This is a genomic window from Bdellovibrio sp. 22V (assembly GCF_030169785.1).
GTDB lineage: Bacteria > Bdellovibrionota > Bdellovibrionia > Bdellovibrionales > Bdellovibrionaceae > Bdellovibrio.
This window is the reverse complement of the sequence record NZ_CP125854.1, coordinates 201,822-224,724: the sequence shown is the minus strand read 5'-3', so window position 1 is coordinate 224,724 and position 22,903 is coordinate 201,822. Positions and strand designations below refer to the sequence as shown.

The 22,903-nt window shown below is 46.9% G+C and carries 20 protein-coding genes; 10 read left to right on the top strand and 10 right to left on the bottom strand.

What is annotated here, in order from left to right:
- Positions 1-4: 4 nt before the first annotated feature.
- From hmgA to add, 3 genes are all read right to left on the bottom strand, one after another.
- A complete protein-coding gene (hmgA, locus tag QJS83_RS01090) occupies positions 5-1,282 on the bottom strand; it encodes a homogentisate 1,2-dioxygenase (RefSeq protein ID WP_284606986.1) in 1,278 nt (425 codons plus the stop codon).
- A gap of 74 nt (positions 1,283-1,356) precedes the next feature.
- Entirely contained in the window at positions 1,357-1,941 is a 585-nt protein-coding gene (locus tag QJS83_RS01085; protein ID WP_284606985.1) for a DUF6624 domain-containing protein, read from the bottom strand.
- Positions 1,938-2,963 (bottom strand): adenosine deaminase, encoded by a 1,026-nt coding sequence (add, locus tag QJS83_RS01080; protein ID WP_284606983.1) that lies wholly within the window; start codon positions 2,961-2,963, stop codon positions 1,938-1,940. Before add ends, QJS83_RS01085 begins: the two co-directional genes overlap by 4 nt.
- A 67-nt stretch (positions 2,964-3,030) precedes the next feature.
- Between add and QJS83_RS01075 the strand changes: the two genes are divergently transcribed.
- The gene (locus tag QJS83_RS01075; RefSeq protein WP_284606981.1) at positions 3,031-5,064 is read left to right on the top strand and encodes a transketolase C-terminal domain-containing protein; all 2,034 of its coding nucleotides are present in this window, start codon (positions 3,031-3,033) and stop codon (positions 5,062-5,064) included.
- 76 nt (positions 5,065-5,140) lie between these two features.
- On the opposite strand, the gene QJS83_RS01070 is transcribed toward QJS83_RS01075, so the two are convergent.
- A complete protein-coding gene (locus QJS83_RS01070) occupies positions 5,141-5,638 on the bottom strand; it encodes a chemotaxis protein CheW (RefSeq protein ID WP_284606979.1) in 498 nt (165 codons plus the stop codon).
- A 235-nt stretch (positions 5,639-5,873) separates the two neighbouring features.
- Here QJS83_RS01070 and QJS83_RS01065 point away from each other — a divergent pair, with 235 nt between their 5' ends.
- The 5 genes from QJS83_RS01065 (at position 5,874) to QJS83_RS01045 (ending at position 12,953) form a co-directional block, all read left to right on the top strand.
- Entirely contained in the window at positions 5,874-7,916 is a 2,043-nt protein-coding gene (locus QJS83_RS01065) for a chemotaxis protein CheA (protein ID WP_284606977.1), read from the top strand.
- The gene (locus QJS83_RS01060; RefSeq protein WP_284606976.1) at positions 7,913-8,779 is read left to right on the top strand and encodes a CheR family methyltransferase; all 867 of its coding nucleotides are present in this window, start codon (positions 7,913-7,915) and stop codon (positions 8,777-8,779) included. Before QJS83_RS01065 ends, QJS83_RS01060 begins: the two co-directional genes overlap by 4 nt.
- A 17-nt stretch (positions 8,780-8,796) precedes the next feature.
- Positions 8,797-9,864 (top strand): protein-glutamate methylesterase/protein-glutamine glutaminase, encoded by a 1,068-nt coding sequence (locus QJS83_RS01055; protein ID WP_284606974.1) that lies wholly within the window; start codon positions 8,797-8,799, stop codon positions 9,862-9,864.
- Between the two features lie 132 nt (positions 9,865-9,996).
- Positions 9,997-10,800, top strand: coding sequence for a S1 family peptidase (locus tag QJS83_RS01050; RefSeq protein WP_284606972.1), 804 nt, complete (start codon positions 9,997-9,999; stop codon positions 10,798-10,800).
- 62 nt (positions 10,801-10,862) lie between these two features.
- Positions 10,863-12,953, top strand: coding sequence for a prolyl oligopeptidase family serine peptidase (locus QJS83_RS01045; RefSeq protein ID WP_284606971.1), 2,091 nt, complete (start codon positions 10,863-10,865; stop codon positions 12,951-12,953).
- 14 nt (positions 12,954-12,967) lie between these two features.
- Here QJS83_RS01045 and QJS83_RS01040 read toward each other — a convergent pair whose 3' ends face one another.
- Both QJS83_RS01040 and QJS83_RS01035 read right to left on the bottom strand, forming a co-directional pair.
- Positions 12,968-13,723 (bottom strand): cyclic nucleotide-binding domain-containing protein, encoded by a 756-nt coding sequence (locus tag QJS83_RS01040; RefSeq protein ID WP_284606970.1) that lies wholly within the window; start codon positions 13,721-13,723, stop codon positions 12,968-12,970.
- 124 nt (positions 13,724-13,847) lie between these two features.
- Positions 13,848-15,047 (bottom strand): tRNA nucleotidyltransferase/poly(A) polymerase-related protein, encoded by a 1,200-nt coding sequence (locus QJS83_RS01035; protein ID WP_284606969.1) that lies wholly within the window; start codon positions 15,045-15,047, stop codon positions 13,848-13,850.
- An 81-nt stretch (positions 15,048-15,128) separates the two neighbouring features.
- On the opposite strand from QJS83_RS01035, the gene QJS83_RS01030 reads away from it, so the two are divergent.
- From QJS83_RS01030 to gntA, 3 genes are all read left to right on the top strand, one after another.
- Positions 15,129-15,944 carry an alpha/beta fold hydrolase gene (locus QJS83_RS01030; protein WP_284606968.1) on the top strand — a complete coding sequence of 272 codons (816 nt, stop codon included), beginning with the start codon at positions 15,129-15,131 and terminating at the stop codon, positions 15,942-15,944.
- 66 nt (positions 15,945-16,010) lie between these two features.
- Positions 16,011-17,615 carry a DEAD/DEAH box helicase gene (locus QJS83_RS01025; protein WP_284606966.1) on the top strand — a complete coding sequence of 535 codons (1,605 nt, stop codon included), beginning with the start codon at positions 16,011-16,013 and terminating at the stop codon, positions 17,613-17,615.
- 102 nt (positions 17,616-17,717) lie between these two features.
- A complete protein-coding gene (gntA, locus tag QJS83_RS01020) occupies positions 17,718-18,491 on the top strand; it encodes a guanitoxin biosynthesis heme-dependent pre-guanitoxin N-hydroxylase GntA (RefSeq protein WP_284606965.1) in 774 nt (257 codons plus the stop codon).
- On the opposite strand, the gene QJS83_RS01015 is transcribed toward gntA, so the two are convergent.
- Positions 18,373-18,969, bottom strand: a complete 597-nt coding sequence (locus tag QJS83_RS01015; RefSeq protein ID WP_284606963.1) for a transposase — start codon at positions 18,967-18,969, stop codon at positions 18,373-18,375. The genes gntA and QJS83_RS01015 overlap by 119 nt on opposite strands.
- 160 nt (positions 18,970-19,129) lie before the next feature.
- The gene (locus tag QJS83_RS01010) at positions 19,130-20,083 is read right to left on the bottom strand and encodes a BON domain-containing protein (RefSeq protein WP_284606961.1); all 954 of its coding nucleotides are present in this window, start codon (positions 20,081-20,083) and stop codon (positions 19,130-19,132) included.
- A gap of 191 nt (positions 20,084-20,274) precedes the next feature.
- On the opposite strand from QJS83_RS01010, the gene QJS83_RS01005 reads away from it, so the two are divergent.
- Positions 20,275-20,811, top strand: a complete 537-nt coding sequence (locus tag QJS83_RS01005; RefSeq protein ID WP_284606960.1) for a superoxide dismutase family protein — start codon at positions 20,275-20,277, stop codon at positions 20,809-20,811.
- Positions 20,812-20,813: 2 nt separating this feature from the next.
- Here QJS83_RS01005 and QJS83_RS01000 read toward each other — a convergent pair whose 3' ends face one another.
- Positions 20,814-21,461: an ankyrin repeat domain-containing protein gene (locus QJS83_RS01000; protein WP_284606959.1), complete on the bottom strand. Its 648-nt coding sequence runs from the start codon at positions 21,459-21,461 to the stop codon at positions 20,814-20,816.
- A 9-nt stretch (positions 21,462-21,470) separates the two neighbouring features.
- A complete protein-coding gene (locus QJS83_RS00995; protein WP_284606958.1) occupies positions 21,471-22,781 on the bottom strand; it encodes a D-alanyl-D-alanine carboxypeptidase in 1,311 nt (436 codons plus the stop codon).
- Between the last annotated feature and the right edge of the window lie 122 nt (positions 22,782-22,903).

Below are 22,903 nucleotides of genomic sequence, written 5' to 3'. Positions count from 1 at the left end.
ATTTTTACTTAAAGTGTTTTTTAAAACCCTGCCAGCAGTCTTGGTAATCTTCTTGAAGGAAGCCTTTTTGCATCGCAAAGTCTGTAACCATGTAAGGCGTTCTTGATTCGAACATGAAAGCCATCGTGTCTTGGATTTTGTTCGGCTTCAATTCGACAGCGCTCGCCTTTTCGAAAGTTTCCGCGTCGGGTCCGTGGGCAGAGAAGAAGTTGTGCAGGCTTCCTCCGCCAGGCATGAATCCGCCCGCTGTTTTCGCGTCATATTCACCGTAAATCAAACCCATATACTCGCTCATGCAGTTGCGATGGAAATAAGGCGGACGGAACGTGTGTTCGCCCACCATCCAGCGCGGTGGGAAGATCACGAAATCTACGTTCGCAGTGCCCGGAGTGTCGCTGCCTGATGTAAGAACCGTAAAAATAGAAGGATCTGGATGATCGAAGCTGACCGTGTTGATCGTATTGAATTTGCGAAGGTCATATTTACAAGGGACATAGTTTCCGTGCCACGCGACAACATCGAGAGGAGAGTGTCCCATCTCAGCGCTCCACAGTTCGCCGTTGAATTTTCCGATCAACTCAAAAGAACCCTCTTTGTCTTCGAAGGCGGCGGCTGGTGTTAGGAAGTGACGACGATGTGCCAGACCGTTGGCCCCGATCGGACCTAGCTCTGGAAGATGGAACGGATGACCGAAGTTCTCGCCCACGTAACCTTTGCAAGCGCCCTTGAGCGGATTGACTTGGAACTTCATTCCGCGCGGAACCAACGCGATTTCACCCGGTTCACATTCAATCACGCCCAATTCCGTTTTGATTTGTAAAGAACCTGATTGCGGAACGAAGACGAAATCACCATCTGCATTCATCATGTAACGATTGTTCATTCCCTGTGCGAATGAATACAAATGGATGTGAATGCCCTTTTGTTCGTGACTAGAGCCATTTCCACAAACCGTGCGCAGACCCTCGATGAAGGAACCGTTCAAGTCCGGCATTGCGTTCCAGCGCATTTGATTGGGATTGATATGCTGAGGTTTAAAGAATGTTTTTTGCGTAAGGTCTTTCATGGGCTTAAACGCTTTGTGCATAACCGAAGGACGAATGCGGTAAAGCCAGGTGTAAAGATTTTGCGAACGTGGCGCTGTGAAGGCAGAACCACTAAGTTGTTCAGGGTAAAGACCCAACGGCGCTTTTTGTGGAGAGTTTTGATCGGCAGGAAGCGCGCCAGGGCGAGCCTCTGAAGAGAAATGATTGCCAAAGCCAGATAAGTATTTGTTTTCCATGAATAGAGCTAATCAGTCTTAGGCTTTCAAAGTCAACAGAGGGTGCATAAGGACAGAAAATACACCCCCGCGGTTTATGTGTTGGTTCTCCAACCTGTTTTTTTCGTCCATGCCAGAAACTCTTGATAGCGTTTGGCAGGGTCGGGGGGATGATATTCGCCATCCAGCGGAGTAATCACGAGACTTTGCACGGGTTGCAAACTCATTTCAGCACGACGCTCGTTAAGGTGGTTAGGATCTTCAACGTCGGTGATGCGCAGAATACCGTTTTCGTCCCAATCGGAATTAGTGCCATAAACTTGTTTGCGCCCCTCGTAAAAACGAATGCGATCGACAAGAAACGCCACATACGATTTAGGGACTTGGTTATTCTTCGCAAGGACCAGAAGGTTTTCTTCATGCGCACGCATGAATTCAGGCCAGCTGATTGCATGAAGTAAAATGCGCAGAGCCGCGATACAGGCTTCTTCACCGACCTGACTCACTGTCGGAAATCCTTTGTTGGCTTCAATGAGATCTTTCAGGCGCTGAGCATTGCGGAGATGCACCTTTTCCATCTCAGGATGATAACCATGAAAAAGCTCGCCTGTGCTGGCTAAGGCCTCCCGGACGACTTCATCTTCACGCATCAGATGGAGAAGTTCGTCTTTTAAGGTCATCCGAAGAACTCCGACATGAATCTGTTTTTCTCTGCCTCGGCGATGAAACTCGCATCGAAAGCGATTTGATTGCAGCGTTTGAAATCCTGCAAAGTGAATTTGTGCACACGATGAAGAACTTCGTAATCGTCGCTCAGTGTGGTCGCGAAAACTCCCGGATCATCCGAGTTGATTGTGACCAGAACTCCGGCGTTGATAAGCTGACGGATCGGATGTTCCTCGTAAGTTTTGAAAGTTTGAGTTAAGTAGTTGCTGATAGGGCAAACCTCTAACGGAATACGACGGTCGCGAACGAAATTCAGGATGTCAGCGTTGCGAATGATTTGCACGCCATGTCCGATTCTTTCGGCACCAAGAATTTCAATGCTGTCTTTCACCCATTGCGCGGATTCAGGTTGAGGGGCTTCTCCCGAATGAACAGTAATGTGCAATCCCGCCTTTTTTGCTTTTTGAAAAAGAGGAGCGAAGGCTTTGGGATCAAAACCTTCTTCATTGTCGGCTAAATCCAAGGCGATAAAGCTGTCTTTGTGATCAATAGCGAAATCGACAACCTCTTCTGCGGTTTCATAGGACTTAATTCTTTGCACGATACAAATAAGACCTACAGCCATTGGGTAAATCTTTTTTGCCTGATCAATGCCTTTGCGCAGGGACTTATGGATTTTTTCAAATGTTAAGTTTTTGTGACCTTCAGAGATAAACGTGGGCGCATAGCGAAGTTCCAAAAGACGAATGCCGTCGTTATAAGCGTCCTCACAGGCTTCAAAAGCGATGCGAGTCAGAATTTCTTCGCTGGCCAGCACTTTCTGTGCGTTCAGGAATTTGCCTAAGACCGCGCCCAAATCCTTCATAGGCGACGTGATTAGAAACTGGTCCTTTTGACCTTGCGACGTTTTTGCGAGGGGAATTCCAACCTGGGGAGCGAGTTCAATAAGGGTGCTCCAACGCACTGAGCAGTCTAGATGACGGTGCAACTCGACCTTCAAGATGTCGCGAATGTTATGGGAATAAAGATTTTCCATTTAACGCTCCCGGTAAGCAGTCCAGTTCGCTTTACCCTCTACGGGTTCCAGAGTAAAACTTTATCCTATGACAGAACCCATTCAAATCAAAACAAAACTCGCGGGCAACCCTTCCCAGGAGCCTCAATTTAAAACTTACGTAAAAAGCAAAGACGGAAGACAAATTCCCGTTGCGGATCCTCGCGCGACTCGTGCGCTTGTGTCCTTGATGGATATGAACGCTGTCCTTGGCGGAGCAGCCTCGCACTACGGTGGACCGGCGGCTTTGGCCGAATTGATGTCGGCTTTGCACGGGCACGTTTTCGACGTTGCGGCTCGCGAGAAAAAACAATGGCATGAACTTTTTCACATCGTGAACGATGCGGGCCACTGTGAAAATGGTCTTTATGCTTTGAAGGCCAATTATCAAATGGCGGGTTTGACTCTTGAGAGTCTTAAAAAATTCCGTTCGATCGAGAGCGGGTTGACGGGGCACGGTGAGGTTCACTGTTTCCCTGAAGGTGTTTTTATCTCTAACGGTCCCTTGGGTTCTGCATTCCCACAAACGCAAGGCGTGGCGATGGGCGAGGCGATCTCCGGTCGCAATCGCGTCACTGTGACGACCATTTCTGATGGCGCGTGTATGGAAGGCGAAGCAAAGGAGGCGTTTGCAGCCATTCCGGGTTTGGCGGCGACGGGCAAGATGGGGCCGTACGTTTTGATTATCAGCGATAACAACACGAAGCTGTCAGGTCGTATTGATACTGAATCTTTCTCTATGACCCCGACATTCCAATCTTTGAAAACATTGGGATGGAACGTGATCACGTTGGCAGAGGGCAATGACTTGCAAAAGTGTTACGACACTTTGGTGACAGCGATTGAGCAGGCGAAGGCCAATCCAAAAGCGCCGGTTGTTATTCACGCAAAAACAGTGAAGGGGATCGGTACTAAAAAAACGGCGGAGTCTGCAACGGGCGCTCACGGTTTCCCATTGAAAAGCCCGACGGAATTGCCGGCTTTCTTGAGTGAAATTTACGGCGGCGAAAATCTTCCGGCTGTTTATGGAACATGGATCGAAGAGCTTCATAAATGGGAAGCGGAGATCAAAGCCAACGCGGTTAAAGACACAGGCGAAAAGATTCAAGTCGGAGTTTCTTCAGCGATGATTCGTGCGCGCAAAGCGGGCTTACCTGTTTTGAGTGTAACTTCGGATCTTCCTGGCTCGACAGGTGTTGCTGGATTCCGTAAAGAATTCCCGCAAGATTCTTTCGATGTGGGTATCGCGGAAAGCAATATGGTGTCTGTAGCCGCGGGTCTTACGAAGCTGGGATATATTCCGGTTGTGGATACGTTTGCACAGTTTGGTGTGACCAAAGGTGCGTTGCCATTGACGATGGGAGCTCTTTCTGAAGCTCCGGTGATTGCGATCTTCTCACACACGGGTTTTCAAGATGCCGCGGACGGAGCTTCTCATCAGGCTTTGAGTTATATGGCGATGGTTTCTTCCATTCCTCATGTGGATGTATACTCTCTTTCTTGCAGCGAAGAAGCGGACGCTTTGGTTTACGCAGCTATCGAGAATTTTGCAAAAGCGTTGCGAGAAGGACAAGTTCCGCACTCTTCGATTTTCTTCTTGGGTCGTGAAAACTTCCCGAAATCTTACGCGCAAGTTTCTGCGTATGATCTGAAAAAGGCGCAAGTCCTTTTGGATACCGCAAACGACAAAGCGAAATCGGTCACAATTGCAACTACGGGCTCTTTGGTTCCTCAGGCGTTGCAAGCTGCGAAGACGTTGGAAGCCAAAGGCTACGGCGCGGTTGTGGTGAATTGTGCTTGTGTGAACCATATCGACGTCGCAACAGTGAAAATGGCTTTGGAAAAAACGCAAGGCCGTTTGGTGACTGCGGAAGACCATCAAGTCATCGGTGGCTTCGGTCAAATGCTTTCTCACGCACTTTTGCAAGCGGACGTGACATTCACGGTGAAAAGTTTGGGCGTCAAAGGTGAATTCGGGCAAAGCGCTTATACGGCGGCAGACCTTTATGCAAAACACAAGGTCGATGCGGCGGCTATCGTGGAAGCGACAGGTTTGTTCTTCCAAAAAAGCGGCGCTTGGTAAAAGGATTTCTTCAGTTCTAAAATAGAAAAGACCCACTGACGTTCATCAGTGGGTCTTTTTTTTATCTAAGAATCTATTAAGCTGCTTTCGCTTCTTCTTGATGAGAGAAGTGCGCCATTTGGCCCATTTGATCGTGTGAGAAAGCGGATACGATATCGACAAGGATAACCACTTTGTTGTCGACTTTACCCATACCACGAACAAAAGACATTGCGTGTTCATTGCCTAGAACCGGTGATGGTTCAATTTGTGACTCTTGCAAATCAACCACTTCTTTCACAGAGTCTACGATCATACCTACCTGACCGATTTCTGTATCGATCACGATAATGCACGTGTCGCGTGTCGTGTCTTGCGGTTGCATGCCGAATTTAATGCGCAAATTAACAACTGGAATGATCTTTCCGCGCAAGTTCATAACTCCTTTAACATAGTCTGGAGTGCGCGGAACTGGCGTGATTTCACCAAATTGGTTGATCTCTCTTACAGTCTCAATAGCTACGCCGTATTGCTCAGCCATAAGTTGGAAAGTTAAGTATTGGCCTGGTTTTGCTTTCAAAGATACATCACTCATTTCGTCGCCTTTCAAAATCGGGTGAAAAAAGATATCCCCGTACTCTTCGAGAAAAACTTATGTGGACTTAACAAAAAAACTTCACGTATTTGAAAAATAATTTAATCGCATCTGGGCTTCGTCCCGACCTGAGACGAGGGTCTGGTTTCATCTCATTCTGGACCAACGATATAAATAGTTAGGCCCCCTAGGAGCCGATAATTTCTTGTGATTTTTCTATATTAATGGAGCGCAAATGAGCGGTGATAATTCTTTCTTTGAAGAACTGCAGATGGATTTTTTGAATGAGTCTGCTTTTATGTTAGAGCAGTACGAAGAGTCCATGATGAAGCTGGAGAACAGTGAGGATCCAGCGAAAGATCTGACAGATATTTTCCGGGTAGCTCACTCCGTAAAAGGGGGAGCCGCAGCGGTAGGTCTGACGGATCTTTCAAAGTTTGCGCATGTGATGGAAGATCTTTTGGATCTGCTTCGTTCTCGTCCCACGCTTGTAAATTCCAATGTGATCTCGTTGCTTTTGCAGTCAGGCGATGAACTTAAAAACCGTATCACCTCTTTGCAACAAGGACAAAACGGTGCTTGGGATACTTCGGCTCTTGTTGCGCAATTGATTCAAATTACGGAAGAGCTTTCGGGAAAACCTTCTCGTCATGAAGAGCCGAAAGCAGTTGTTGAGGAAGTCAAAGAGGCCGTGCCTGATGACTTCTTTGCCTCAGCGTCACCTGTCGCGGAAACCGCGCCAGCACCGGAAGACGATCATACAAATCACGAATTGCTTGCTGAACTTCTTGCGCAACTCTCTCCTGAGGATCAGGCCGAGTTCCACGCAAAAGAAGAAGAGGCCAAGAAGGTCACAGCGGCGGCTCCGAAGGTGGAAACCCCTGTGGAAAAGCCTGCACCTGTTTTGAAAGTTGTTGAGACTCCGGCACCCGCAGCGGCAAAACCTGCTGCGGCAGCGGTTCCTGCAGCGAAAGCGCCTGTGGATTCTGCTAACTCCGGCAATGGTGGCGGCGGTGCGAACAAAGCTGCTGCAAAAGCGACGAACAGCACAATCAAAGTGGATACGGGACGTGTTGACTCAGTATTGGATGCCGTTGGTGAGTTGGTTGTTTTGAAAAACCAATTAGTGCATGACGAAACGGTTCGCAGCGGGGTGAATCTGCGTTTGGAAGCCATCGTCGATCAATTGGATAAAGCTGTGCGTGAGCTCTATGAAAAAACTTTGAGCATCCGTATGACTCCGCTCAAATCCATGTTCATTAAAATTCAGCGTATCGTGCGCGACGTATCTTTGTCTTTGGATAAACCCGTTGATCTGCAATTGATTGGTGAAGAGACCGAGGTCGAAAGAACGGTGTTTGAACTTCTGGGTGATCCTCTCGTGCACTTGGTGCGTAACTCAATGGACCACGGGGTTGAGAAAAAAGAAACCCGTCTTGAGCGCGGTAAACCCGTGACTGCGAAGGTTGTCGTTTCCGCCAAACAGTCGGGTGGTAATGTTATCATCGATATCTCTGACGACGGTGGCGGTATCAACCGTGAAAAAGTTTTGAATAAAGCTATTGAAAGAGGTTTCGTTCCTACAGGTGTAGATCCTTCCACGATTCCGGATGAACAAGTATTTCAGTATATTTTCCAACCGGGGTTCTCGACGGCGGATAAGATCTCGGATCTTTCCGGTCGTGGGGTCGGCCTGGACGTCGTGAAATCCAATTTGGATAAGATCAACGGGAAGATTAATATTTTCTCTAAGTCAGGTCAGGGAACGACGTTCCGTTTGACGATCCCTCTTAGTACGGCGATCACGGACGGTATTATCGTGGCCTTGGATGGAGCTCGTTATATTCTTCCGATTCACTCCATTCGCGAAATCGTGCGTGTTCTTCCTAAAGACTACACGAATATTTCGGGTGCGGGAAAAGTCGCGAGCATTCGCGGGCATCTATTGCCTGTAATAGATGTTTCTAAGACATTGGGCTCTATCAATTGGTCGTTGAATAAAAAAGATCACCAGCTCGTCGCAAAAAGAGAGAACTCTTTAAGCGCACGCCGCGAAGAAACCATGCTTGTTATTATCGAATCCATGACAGGTCAAATGGCGTTCCCTGTGGACGACGTCTTGGGCCAGGCGCAAGTGGTGGTGAAACCTATTACGACGGGTCAGGATATTCCGGAAGTGGCGGGAGCCGCCATCCTAGGTGACGGTCGTACAGTTCTTATTTTGGAGCCGGGCGCGTTGGTTAGTAACGTTGCTAAGGGGCGGGAGATCGCAGCATGACGGCTGTAAAGAAATCGGAAATTGTCGGCGCTTTATACGACTTTGAAGAGATTAAACTCTCTGACAAAATGTTTATGAAGTTTGCCGAGCGCATGTATGAGTTAGCCGGTGTGGATCTGCCGTTGACGCCGAAAAATCACGCATTGATTCGCAATCGTATCGTAAAACTTTTGCGTCGTCATTCATTGAAATCTTATGAAGAATATTGGACGAAGTTAGAGCACGGAGGTCCCGACATGATCTCTGAATTTATTTCCGCTCTGACCACGAATATGACGTCGTTCTATCGTGAATCCAATCATTTTGATTTTTTGGCTGAAGTTTTGCCGGATCTTTTGCGCAAGAACAGCAATGACGTGCGCATTTGGTGTGCGGCAGCCAGCACGGGACAAGAGCCTTATACGATCGTGATGACGGCTTGTGAAGCTTTGGGCGACGGTGCTTCGAAAGTGCGCCTTCTTGCAACAGATATTGATTTGCAGGTTCTCAAAAAAGCTTCGACAGGAACTTACGAAGATCGCGAAATGCAGGGACTTCCTCCTGTGCAAAGAACCAAATATTTTGAAAAAACCAAAGCGAATGGCGACGAGTTTTACAGAGCCAAAGATTCCATCCATAAGATGATCCGCTTTGCGCCTTTCAATTTGATGAATCCTAAGTATGAATTTCAGCACAAGTTCCACGTGATCTTCTGCCGAAATGTTTTGATCTATTTTGATGAAGCGACAACAAAAAGAGTGATCGATAACTTGGTGACATGTTTGGCTCCGGGCGGTTACTTGATTTTGGGTCACTCTGAATCGGGGAATGTAAAACATCCTTCTTTGAAACCCCTTTCCAGAGCCGTTTACCTTAAAACTTAAAAATGATAGAGGCCCTTATGGCTGGTTCCAAAATCAGAGTATTAATTGTCGACGACTCCGCAGTGATCAGAAAACTGTTGGAAAAAATCTTTTCCTCCAGTCCTGATATCGAAGTTGTAGGTACGGCGTCGGACCCCTACATCGCTCGTGACAAGCTCGTGGCTTTGAAGCCCGATGTAATGACTCTCGACGTAGAGATGCCGCGTATGGATGGCATTAGTTTCCTCGAAAAAGTTATGCAGCATTTTCCAACTCGCACCATTATTTTTTCGAGTTTGGCGAAAACAGGTTCTGAAACGTACCTTCGTGCTCTGGAAGCGGGCGCGATTGAGATCATGGAAAAACCTTCCATCGACGTCAGTCAAAACCTGGAATCTCTTTCGCAGGCGATTATTGAAAAAGTAAAAGCGGTGGCGAAAGCGCGCATCAACCCAATTAAAAAACACGTTCATACAGCCGGAACTCCGGTTGAAAAAGTCAAACACACGTCACTGGCAAGGACGACACATCAGCTGATTGCTGTCGCATCTTCTACGGGTGGAACCGAAGCCCTGAAGGTTTTCCTTAGCGGGATGCCTGCGGATATTCCCGGGACCCTCGTTGTGCAACATATGCCGCCAGGTTTTACGAAATCCTTCGCGGAAAATTTGAATAATATGTTTCCGTTTGAGGTGAAGGAAGCACAAGAGGGTGATCAAGTGGTTCCTGGCCGTGTGTTGATTGCACCGGGCAACTATCATATGGAAATCACGCGCAGTGGTGCTTTCTATTACGTGAAACTTCATCAAGGGCCGCAGCTCCATAGCGTGCGTCCTGCCGCTGACTATCTTATGAAGTCTGTAGCGAAGTTCGTGGGTAAGAACGCCCTGGGCGTTGTTCTTACGGGCATGGGTAAAGATGGAGCCGAAGGTCTTTTAGAAATGAAAAATGCCGGGGCTTATACCGTCGCGCAGAATGAAGAAACGTGCGTCGTTTACGGGATGCCGGCCGCCGCCGTGGCGTTAGGCGCTGCGGATAAAGTTCTGCCTTTGGATCGCATTGCAGGGGATCTGCTTTCACAGATTCAAAGTCGTAACGCCGCTTAGCTTAGTAAAGATTTCACGTGAAGGGCCGAAGAAAATCGGCCTTTCAGACAGAAATCCCACAAAAGTGTCAATCAATACAATGGAACTCTGCGCTCGCTTTCGATAAAACTCCGCTCATCAAACGGAGGTTTTATGAAAAACGTATTCATCGTGGCGATGACAGCATTGTTGGCAACGGCTTGTGCTCCCACATCTTCAGTCGATTCTATCACGACATCAGAAGCGCAAAACTCAATCGTCGGCGGCGACAAAGTTCAAAGCTCAAGCCTTATCGGCCGCAGCACAGTCGGAATCTACGAGCCTAATATCGGCTATATTTGTTCGGGAACTTTAATTGCAAAGAACCTGGTTCTGACTGCGGGACATTGCGTAGATCCAAAAGCTAAAAATCTTGTTGTGATGTTTGCTCCGGAAATGCGAAAAGCGGCGAAGGAACAAATTCGTGCGGTGACGAATGCAATCGTGCATCCTGACTATTCGACAGAGATTCGCGAAAAAGACATGTACGATATTGCGATTCTTCGTTTTGAAGGCGAAGCTCCGGCGGGATTCCAAGTAGCACCGATGTTGTTTTCCTCGGAGTACTTGCAAAACAACGGTCGCACGATCGTTGCGGGTTACGGTTTGAGCTGGACAATAGGTTTAAAGGCGGGCGCAGGAACGTTAAGAACGACGACACTAGAAATTGATGAGGTGGATTATTCATCGACGGAAGTGATGTTGGGGCAATCCGTACGTCGCGGCATCTGCAGCGGAGACTCTGGCGGACCGGCGTACTTGCAAATCAACGGGCAGCTTCATGTTTGGGGAGTTGCAAGTCGTGGCGACTCTTTGCCGGGGTTTTTGACTCCAAAGTGCATGCTGTTCTCTATTTTCACTCGCGTGGGTGCGCATCAGACTTGGATTCAAGATACGATGGCGGAATTGGCGAAATAACGTTTCTTTTATCCCAAAGCTTCTCTAGAATAAGACTCTTGTAAAACAGGAGTCTTATTTTTATGAGAAATTCGCTTCGCCGTTGGTTTCTTTTGTTGCCTCTTCTTGTGGGCTGTAAATCCAAAACTATTGCGCAAGATCCTTATCTTTGGCTTGAAGAGGTCGAAGGGAAGAAAGCTTTAGAGTTTGCGCAAACGGAGAACAAGAAAACTCTTGAACACTTTCAGAAAAATCCCCACTTCAAAAAAATTGAAAAAGAAGCGCGTGCAATTCTTCTTGCCGAGGATCGCACTCCCGCAGTCAGTTTAAGAAAAGGTGAACTTTACAATTTCTGGCGCGATCAAAAAAATGTTCGTGGTGTCTGGAGAAAAACTTCGATTTCCAGTTACAAAACAAAGCATCCGAAATGGGATATTCTTCTTGATATCGATGAGTTGGCAAAAAAAGAGAATGAAAACTGGGTGTGGAGTGGGGCTTCGACTTTAGGTCCTCGACATGACCGTGCGCTCGTCTCTTTGTCTCGCGGAGGCAAAGATGCTGTTGTCGTGCGTGAGTTCGACTTGAATACGCGCCAGTTTGTTAAAGACGGTTTTTACGTGCCAGAGGCTAAAACTCATATCAGTTGGAAAGACGAAAATACTGTATTCGTCGGGACTGATTTTGGAGCAGGCAGTTTGACGGACTCGGGCTATCCCCGAATTGTAAAAGTTTGGAAACGCGGAACGCCCTTATCCAAAGCCGTGACTGTTCAAGAGGCTTCCCCAAAGGATATGTCTGCTTACAGTTACATTATTGATGAAAACGACAAGCGCTATGTCTTTCACAGCATTCGCAAGGGTTTCTATAGCAGTACAAATTGGTACGAGGATAAAAATGGCAACAAGACTCGCCTGCCTATGCCAGAGGACTCCGAATTTTGGGGTGTCTTTTCTGACAAACTTTTCTTTGAGTTAAAATCTGACTTAGGCTCCTTCAAAAGTGGCAGCATTGTTTTCATGCCTTTAAATGCTCTCTCTCAAGGTGAAGCGGCCCAGAAGACATTGCGAGCTTTGTTTGTGCCGACGGATAAAAGATTTATTCAAGGAATGAGCCCCACCAAGAATCATATTCTTTTGCATGTCACAGATAATGTTTTGTCTAGGATCGAAAAAGTCACTTTTACATCGGCCGACACGTGGACAACGGAAGTTGTGAAGTTGGGGGAAAACGGTGTTTCTTCAGTCACTTCGACGGAAGAAGAAAGTGACAATTATCTCGCTCAGTATGTGGATTTCCTTACGCCGAACTCCCTTTATCTTGGCAATGCCTCTGACAAAAACAATCACATGGATCTTCTGAAAAAATCTCCTGAAAGATTTAACAGCGTCGGGTTAAAGACGGAACGTTTTGAGGCCACCAGTAAAGACGGTACCAAGATTCCGTATTTTGTCGTGTCTAAGAAAGACATAAAGCTCGACGGAAAAAATCCGACTTTGCTTTATGGTTACGGCGGATTTCAAGCGCCGATGCAGCCTTCTTACTTGAACGTTATTGGCAAAGTGTGGGTTGAAAAAGGTGGCGTGTATGTCTTAAGCAATTTGCGTGGTGGCGGAGAGTTTGGTCCCGCTTGGCATCAAGCTGTTTTGAAAGAAAATCGTTACAAAGTTTATGAAGACAATATCGCCATTGCTGAGAGCTTGATTGCAAAAGGCATCACGTCTCCGCAGCACTTGGGAATTTCGGGTCGCTCTAATGGAGGGCTTTTAACGGGTGCGACTTTCACGACTCGTCCCGATTTATTCAATGCTGCGATCGTGGGTGTACCTTTGTTGGACATGCTTCGTTACCACAAGCTTCTTGCGGGTGCGAGCTGGATGGATGAATACGGAGACCCCGATGATCCTAAAATGCGCGAAGCGATTTTAAAGTATTCTCCCTATCAGCGTCTTAACAAAGAAGTGAAGTATCCTGAGGTGTTTATCATGACCAGCACGAAGGATGACCGGGTTCATCCTGGCCACGCTCGTAAGATGGTGGCGCGAATGAAAGAGCAAGGACATCCTGTGTTTTATTATGAAAATACGGAAGGTGGGCACGCTGGCAGCGCTAATATTGAACAAACTATTTTGTGGAATTCACTTGAATACAGCTATCTTTGGGAACGGCTGCAGTAATTCTTGAGCCCTCATTAACCGGTGAGGGCTTTGTTGGCTTTCTTCAGGCGTTGGGACAGAGTTTTAACCAGCGCCTTCGCCCACGAAGGTCTGGTGAAAATCACATTGTCTAAAGACGCGTGCGGAATAGCAATCAGTTCGACTTCAGTGATGGCTTCGACTGTCGCTGAACGCGGGTCGTGATTGAAGTGGCCCATTTCTCCGACGAATTCTCCCGCCATGATTTCGCCGAGCATGACCTTGTCGCCATCATGTCCCGAACAATAAGCGCGAAGGCTGCCTTTCTTCACAATGTAGGCGATCTCTGTACTGTCACCCTCTTTAAAAAGAACTTCTCCTGGCTGCAGTTGCTTCAATTCGTACTGGGCTTGATTGCTGTCTTTTTTGGGAGAAACGATTTTAGAAATACATTCCATCAAAGCCTGTTCGCGATCGGGCTCTGTTAAAAACTGCACGCGACCCGAGGCCACTTCGGAAGAGAAAAGATCATGATCCGCTACGTAGGACATGATGATGATAAAAATGTCGTCATTGTTTTTTTCTTTGAGAATTTTTGAAACGACGTCAAAGCCCGAACCCTTTGGGAGGTATTCATCAATGAGAATGGCTTTAGGATGAACGTTGTCGAGTTTGTATTTGGTTTCAAACCACTCGGCGCTGTGAAAGACAGAGCAGTTGGGAATATTGCGCGAAAGTACGTCGGTGCAACGCTGAATTCGCGTCTTATCTCCGCTGACGATCAAAAACGTATTCTTTTTTTCGAGTCCCATTTCCACCCTTTCCGTGAGACGAATCTCATTCCATGGTGTTCAATTTATTATCGAACTTTATGGGACTCTCAGCAAGAGACGGGCTTAAAATAAGATTTGTATGTCTTGAAATGAGATGAAAACGTTAATGTTGGGGCTCTTGCGAGGATTTCGTCGGAATTCCTGCGCGATACTTCTCGATTTGTTGAAGCCAAAAATGCATTTTCGAGCCTGACAGAGAATAATCCATAATGGCCAATTTCATTGCCAATGGGAAAGCTTCGTTATGGACGAAAGCCATCTGTCGACGCTCGCCTTTGCGAGTGTAGTTTTCGATGCGATGAAGTCCGTTCATCAAATGCAGAGCTTTGAAAAACACAGAGGCTTCTTGTTTAAAGATGCCCATTTCCTCGCGCATGAAATACGCCAGTTTCGGATCGTTAAGGATCTCTTCATGATTCCAAGGTTCTTCGCCATATTGGGCTTTCATGAATGCAAGCATGAAGCCTGCGAAAAGTTCCGTTGGATTGTTCTTGTCGATATGTGCAGAGTTGATGCGCGCTAAATGGATCTCGAAAATCTCCATTTTGACGGGATCGACAAAAACAGAGTGCAAGCCCGGAAGAATCTGCTCAAGAATATGCAAATCGAAAAGCTCCATGAACGCCAAGTGAGGTTCTTTAAGGCGTAGGAATTTCAACCACTCTTCACGACGGCGCGGTAGAACGGATTTTTTTAACTCAGGACTGCATTCGGCAATTGCAGCACGCATTGAAGACTCAATGGAAAAATGCAATTTGTGCGAAAGGCGAATCGCACGCAAAATACGAATGGGATCTTCGATGAAGCGCTCTTTCGGATCGCCGATCATGCGCAGTACGCGGTCTTGGATGTCCTGGATGCCGCCACAGAAATCGATGAGCTTATGTTTTACGGGATCATAGAAAACAGCGTTCGCCGTGAAGTCGCGGCGTTTCGCATCTTCTTCGCGCGTGCCGAAGTAGTTATCGCCCTCAACAGATTCATCGCCCATATTGTTGAGTTCATCTTGCGTCATATTACGACGGAAGGTCGCAACCTCAAATTGCTGATCTCCGCGTTTTACCAACACAAGTTTGAAGCGGCGGCCAATAACGTAGGCGTTAGGGATTTTTTTGCGGACTTGGTTTGGCAGAGCGTTGGTTGCAATGTCGAAATCTTTAGGATGAATGCCAACGAGCAGATCACGCACGCAGCCACCTACTAGGTAAGTTTCGAAGCCAGACTCTTGCAGGGTCCGAACTATTCTCAAGGCGTACGAATCAATCCAGTCCTCGTGGAGCTGGGGTTTTTGCTGGCTCATCATTGGGGCTGAATCTACATCCCTTCGCATCAAAATTCAAACGTGAAATGACGGGTGTTTGCGGGCGGGGGTATAAGCAGTCCTATGGCTTACTTGAATAATTTTTATCATCATTTTTATGGTCCCGAAAACGGGCGCAAATGGATCTTCGTGCACGGCTTGATGGGTTACGGCCAAAACTGGAGAAGGATCGTCTCTGGCCTCGAGGCTTCTGAGCGCTGCCTTGTTTACGATCAACGCGGTCACGGTCGCTCTTTCCAGCCTGCAGAGGGTTATACTCCCGAAGATTATGCTCATGATCTCAAACTCATTGTCGACGAGCTTGGGTGGAATAATTTCATCTTGGTCGGTCACTCGATGGGCGGCCGTAATGTTCTGCAGTTCGCCTCGCAATATCCCGAATACCTCAGCCACTTGGTCATCGAGGACATCGGCCCCGAAAACAACCCCCAAGCCCACGAGTATTATGAATATTTATTAAATTTGGTACCCTCGCCCTTCCCAACACGCGAAGAGGCCAAGCGCTACTTCTTCGAGGACTTCGTCAAGACGGCGAAGACCCGCGAGAACGTTCAGGTCATGGCCAATTATTTCTACTCGAATATGGTGGAGCAGCCGAATGGAACGGTGGATTGGCGTTTTTCCAAGAAAGCCATCATTGACTCCGTCCGTTTGGGGCGAGGGCAAGACCGATGGGAGGCGATCGCACAGTTGAAGGTGCCGACTCTTCTTGTTCGTGGGGCCAACTCTCGGGAGCTTTCTCGCGAAAATTACGAGAAAATGCTGGCCAGCAACTCAATGATTAAGGGCGTCGAAATTCCGGGCGCAGGTCATTGGGTCCACTCAGATCAACCACAGGCCTTCATCGAGACTTTGAAAGTGTTTGTAGGCGGCTTTTAGGCCCGCCTCTTTGACAATTCCCAAGAGGATCAGTAGGTTGGGAGCTTCAGACCGGAGTAGTAAAAGTTGAAATTCTCAGAATTGAATTTAGATCCCAGTATTTTAGCGGCAATCCAGAAGTTGAACTATGATGATTGCACGCCCATCCAAGAACAAGCAATGCCACCGGTTTTGGATGGAAAAGACGTCGCAGGCCTTGCGCAAACAGGGACAGGAAAAACGGCTGCCTTTTTGATTCCTTTGATGGAGCGTATTCTAAGAGCTCGTCCTGTTGCCGGTGAAATCAGCGAAGAACAAAAAGCTTTGATTGAAAAAAGAGCTTTCAAAGATTGGAAACCGCAAAATTTCATTTTGATTTTGGTTCCGACGCGTGAGTTGGCAGAACAAGTCCAAGACAACATCAACAAACTTAGCGTGGACTCGGGTCTTCGCGGTTTTGCGATTTATGGCGGAACTGGTTACGACAAGCAAAAAGAGGCTTTGAAGAACGGCGTTGAATTCATCGTCGCGACTCCAGGGCGTTTGATTGACTTGTACAAAGAGCATCTTGTTGATTTGAAACAAGTGCGCGCGATTGTCTTCGACGAAGCAGACCGTATGTTTGATATGGGCTTTAAAGATGACATGAAGTACATCTTGCAAAGAGTTCCTCGTGAACGTCAGTTCTTGGTTTTCAGTGCCACATTGAACTTTGATGTTTTGAACACGGCTTATCAGTTCGGTTCCGAGCCTGTTGAAATCAATATCAGCCGTGACCAAGCAAAAGCTGAAAATGTGAAAGACCAAATCTTCCACGTAGGTAACGAAGAAAAGCCTCAGCACTTATTGTCTTTGTTGAAAATCCACAATCCAAAACAAGCGATCATCTTCACGAACTTTAAATTGAGCGTGGAAAAGATCGCGAAGTTCTTGGTCGATAATGGCATTCCTGCTATGGCGATTTCGAGCTTGCTGACTCAAGCGCAACGTAATCGCGTCATTGAGCAATTCAAAGCTGAAAACAATATGAATATCCTTGTTGCAACGGATGTTGCGGCTCGCGGTCTTGATATCAAGGGCGTGGATATGGTGATCAACTTTGAACTTCCAAACGACAGTGAATCTTACGTTCATCGTATCGGTCGTACGGGCCGCGCGGGTACGACAGGACAAGCATTCTCACTGGTTGGCGACAAGGACATTGAAGCTTTGGCGCGCATTGAAGACTACTTGAAACATAAAGTAGAAGTGGGCTATCTCGAGACCGAGCAATTGGTGAAAGACTTTAAGCCGTTCCCATCGCATTTCGAGGGTCATTATCCTAAATCATTGGATCGTGCTCGTGCGCCAAAAGCAGGCGGCGAACGTCGTGAACGTCCAAGCGGAGGCGGCAGAGACCGTCGCGGTGGCGAGCAACGCCGCCATGAAAAAGGTCCTCGTGATCAGCAAAAAACCGCTCACGGTGGCCGTCCAGGCGGTGCTCGTGGAGAGCGTCCTGAGCACAAACGCCACGAGGGTGGAAAGCGTGCGGATCATCCACAACACAAGCGTCATGATCAAAAACGCACGGATCACAGAAAGCATGAGCACCGTAAGGGGGCAAGTGCACCTCATAGAAAACCAGCTCCTGTCGTGGCACAAAAATCTTTGGGCCAAAAGATCACGGGCTTTATCAAACGTCTTTTCTCTTAAGAGTTTGTCATACAAGGAAGGTCTTTCGGGATCTTCCTTGTGATTCATCACTCCTTTCCAATTCAAATTGAAGATGACTGCGGCAAGTCCTAGAAAAGAGGCATGCTTGAACGGGCGTCTTTTACGGAACTCATCACGAGCTTTGTTAACCGCAAGAACTATCCTTGCGTTGCTGCGATTCATTCCATTAACAAAAATGAATACGACGTCGGACACTTCGGTGAGCTTGGCGTTGGATCAGAAAGTTTACGGTTAGCTCGAGAACTTTTAAAATTCCGTGACGAACAAGAAAACACCGGCGAGCAGTATCTCAGTTATATTGCCGTCTTTGAGGGACCTGACAATTTAAGTGAAGAAGAATTTGAGAAACGCCTTTGGCTGGAACTTTCTTACCTTACTTCACACGAAGAACTTTCTTCAGAATGGGATCCCGCCTTCAGTTCTGATCCTCGTGACAAAGATTTCTGTTTCTCCTTGGGCGGAAGCGCTTTCTTTGTTGTAGGAATGCATCCAAAAAGCTCCAGAAAATCAAGGCAGTTTCCGTATCCAATGTTAGTGTTCAATATTTATCAGCAGTTTCGCGATTTGCGAGCGGCAGGCAAGTTCGAGCCCATGGTGAAAACTATTCGCGACAGAGACAAACTCTTTCAAGGCGATGTAAACCCAATGGTTGAAAAGTATGACAACACCTGGGAGTCCATCCAGTTCTCTGGCAAAAACAATCCTCCAGACTGGCAATGCCCTTTCCAACACGGCCTCAAACCCTCATTCTCATCACCCCACCCCTTCTCATCGGGGATCCTCGCCCCGCATACGGAAGCTCCCAAATCACATCATCAAAACCAGCCCTCTTCCAAGACCGATCTCTCTTCATAGTAATTTCCACCACGAGCAATCCTTGCTCGACATTTCGATCTATATACCTCTTCAACGTACTGAACCCTCGCCCCCAACTCGCAACTCGAGTAAACGGCCTGAGGTCCCACATACCAGCCGACTTAAATATCATCTTCGAAATAGTTCCTGTCAGTGCACTAATAAAGCTTACGTACGCTTGTCGATCGGGGACTCTTATGAGGATATGGATATGATTACCCACATTAGCAAAACGATAAAGCTTCACTCGAAAACGAAACACAAATCGTCGCGTGTATTTAAGAAGAAGCTTCCTGTTCACCGGATGCAACAGGGACCTTCGCCCGAAAGCTTTATTACTTTTCAAAACCAAATGAATAGGCTCTTTCTCTGAAAGAGGTCGGCGCGACTTTCTTTTGCCTTTCGAAAGATCTCCGCCAAAAGACGTTTCGAAAAAATCGTGCGAGATATTTCCTTGTAATGCGAAATGTTTTGCCATGTTCGGCTCCTTTATTGAGAAGCCGATGGTGCAAAAGGGGCGGGGGTCCTTAAGAGGGAGTGGTTGAATAAGGGGCATCGGGAAGGGGCGAGGGTCGGGCAGGGATGGCGGACAAAATATGGGCCGGGAAAGAGGGGAGGGTATTCCCGGCCTTGGCGAATCAGTGACCTACAGGGCCGCCTTGTTGGTAAGATGAGCGAGAGGATTTTGTTGATCGAGAAGATTCGCCGGAACGTTCAGAGGCTTCGGCAGAGCCTTCTCTTTGTACACGAAGTTGATTCGTGACATCCCTAACTCCGTAACATCTTTCAGAGCAGTCTTCGGCCAAATGTTTCATGCGACGATCAGGAACAGTTCCTGTAAGTGTAACGACACCTTCCTTCACGTCGACATCAATCTCGCTGGCATCAATATCCGCATCACGCGTAAGCATCTCACACACTTCGTCTTTGATGCGTTCATCGCTTCTCTTAAAATTCTTGGGACCCTTGCCCGTGAATTGCTCCGATCTTTCGGACTGAGAATATCTCTCAGGGCTTTGTGATTCTTCGTACATAGAGCTATAGCGGTCTCTAGATCCGTAGTCTTGTTGATAGCCGCGTGATTGTTCTCTTCTAGATTGTTCGTACCCTTGCCCCTGGCCGTAGCCATAGCCTTGTGATCCATATGACTGGCGTTGGGCAGGATGGCCATAATCTGGATAGTTCCCTTGCTGTTGATAAGACTGGCCGTAGGGATAACGATTTCCAGAGAAAGTTTGTCCGTACGTGTGACCATATGGAAATTGACCCGCACTCGTCGTAGTGTAAGTGTCTTCATAAGGGTTCTGGCCGTAATTAGATTCATGGGAACGTGGGGCACCCACAGAAGATCTCTCCCAGTCATCGCGGCTCGAACCACGGTATTCTTCTCTATAATCACCATAATTTCTGGCACCCTCGCCCGGATTGAAATCCCCGGGCTGACTTCTCACATTGTACGATTGTCTTTCCATATCGTCTGGCATATGGCGCTCTTCCCAATTTCTTTGGCTTTGGCCAAACTGTCTTGATCCACGTTGTGAAGATCCATATCTTTGTTCGTTTTGGCGATATCCGCGTTGCTGCTGGCGCATAACTGAACTCCTTTTTTTGATGTCGAAGACAAAACGGTAAGAGAAGAAATAATGGGGAGCAATTAAGGGGTCTTTGATTCTGAAAAAAGCAAAGAATCAGAAAAGTTTGTGTGAATTGGCGAGCGGAGGTTTCAAAGATGTAACTGTATCGCGGGCGAGGGTCCCTCGAGAATGGAGGGGCGGAGGTCATTATGTCAGGGAAAGGTGGATTTTTGTTGGGGTTGTTTTTTTGGACGGGTGCAGTCAGTGCAGCTGAACAGCACTTGGAACCTGTAGCCGTCATCTTGAATGATGCTCAAGGAAAACAAGTGGGTGATGTAAATCTCACGGAGGAAGTAAATGGCGTACAGGTGATTGTGAATCTCAAGGATCTCCCGCCTGGGACTTATGCTTTGCATTTTCATGAAAACGGAAAATGTGAAGGACCTGACTTCAAGTCCGCCGGCGATCACTTCAATCCTGAAAAAAGGAAGCACGGAAACGTTAAAGGCGGGCCTCACGCAGGAGACATGAAAAATATTAAAGTAGAAAAAGACGGGACGGGCCATCTTGAAGAAAAGAATGCACGTGTGACTTTGAAAGAGGGTGCGAATTCACTCTTAAAAAAAGGTGGAACCTCAGTGATTCTGCACGAAAGAGCGGATGATATGAAATCCCAACCGGCCGGCAATGCCGGTAAACGTATTGCCTGCGGTGAAATCAAGTCTCCCGAGGGAGAAAAAAAATAATTTTACTTAGAAGAAAGAAGACGAACAGCTTCCTTATTGTTGAGGCTCTTCGCGATATCTAAAGCGGTTTGTCCATCTTTGGTTTTTATCTTGCTATCAGCTCCCTGAGAAATAAGAAGTTTTACGGCTTCAATGTTACCAAAACGGATGCTCTGAATAAGAGCCGTTTCACCTAACTTATTTGTCTTGTTGATAAGAGCTTTGTTCTTTTGCAAGATCAGTTTAGCCGTCTCAATATCGCCTAACGAACGCATGAAAAGCGTATCGCCTTCTTCTCCGGCAACGGTTACGTCGACATTTGCGCCGGCCTTAATCAGGGCCTTTGCAGCAGCGAATTGGTCGTTGGTAACTGCCACTGCTAAAGCGGTATCTCCTGATTGATTTTTTGTTTCTAAAGAAACCTTCTTACTGACCAGCTGCTTTAAGATATCAACGTGGCCACCAAGAGCTGCACTCATTAAAGCGGTCATTCCGACTTCGTCTTGGGCGTTCAAGTTTATTTTTTTATCCTTCAGAAGAGCCGTGACCTTCGCCTGATCTCCAGTCTCGGAGGCTTTAATAAGACTCAATTCTTTGGAACTGATTTTCGCGTGAGCGGAAGCTCCCGCAAGCAAACCAAATACAATAAAGAGTTTAAATAACTTTTTCACGTGCAACCTCTAGCCTTTATTCTTATTGGCAGAAATTTCCGTTGCCAAGCTCGACCCTTTATCAAAAGCAAGTGGAAGAGTTTCTTTATAGTTGATAGATTTCGCGCCGCCATTATCAACAATCAATTGATTCACTTTCTTTTTGATTGTCGCATTTGCGGAGCCCCACTCTGTGCGGTTGTCCGTATGCATGAGGACGGCGAAGTAAATCTCACCGTTTTTAGTTGAAACTGTTCCAGCGAGGGTCTTGGCTTTATTTACGCTTCCAGTTTTCGCAGTTGTAGAGCCAGCAAAGTTGCCACCATAACTTGCTACCGTCGAGTCTGAATCAACTCCAGCCACGGCCATCACTTCGCTAAGCTCGTAGCCAGACTTTTCAAGATTCTTATCAAGTTTGTAAAGAACCTTTACCATCGCCTCACATGTCGCTTCATTATAGATGTCCGTATTTGGATTGTAGATGTAGTTCGCGTTATTACCAGAACCCAAATAGAATTCCATTTCGTCGGTATTCATTGAAAGAGAATTTTTGATGAATTGTTGGAATGCCGTCGTTCCGCCCAAATTCCAATACATAGTATCTGCAATGTAGTTATTGGATTGATTATTCATTCTCTTTAGAATCACGCGAAGAGGCGCCGATTTGTAAACCAAAGTCTGAGTTCCTTCTGGTTTTGTATAAGCGGATTTTGGTTTGAATTCGACACGGCGAACGCTGATAGTAGGGGTGGAAGCCATAGTTACGCCGATTCTAGCAGCCTTGTTTTTCAAAGAATCGTATCTGTCTTTGCGAATAGCGGAAGCAAAGTCAGCAATCAATGAATTGCGAACGGCATCGGCCTGTTTTTCGATCGTATCGTAATAAGGAGTGTCTCCGCCAATGCGTGGACTTTCCTCGGACAGCCAATCTAGCAAGAAGTTTTCATCAAATGTTAGAGTTTCAATTTTTTTGATTGGAATACTAAGACGATTCAACTCAGAAATAAGGAAATAGCTGGAGTTTCTGCCAAAGATTGGGTCGCGGCCGCCTTCAATATGCACATCGTATGTGTCATTTCCCACGCGAGTAACATGGAGTTTCGTTTTAAAACGATAATCAGGTCCGAGTTTTTCGACAGCCCACAAAGACGTCACAACTTTTGAAATGGAGGCTAAAGGAAACTTTTCTTTTTTCTTTTGATCGCCCTCGATAACCTGTCCGGCTGAATTGGCTTTCATATAGCACATTGAATTTACGTAAACTTTTGCTGAAGCAGATGAAGCAGCAAGCGCAGTTCCCAACGTTACGTACAGCATTTTCATTTTCAATGAGTTCACCATCTAAGCACTCCTCGTCGTCGGTCCTTTGCTTACACGGATCATGCCTGTCTGGCACATTACTTATTTTCAATATGGGTGTTTAGATTTAAGACAGTGACAATTTTGAGGTGTCGTTTTGAGAC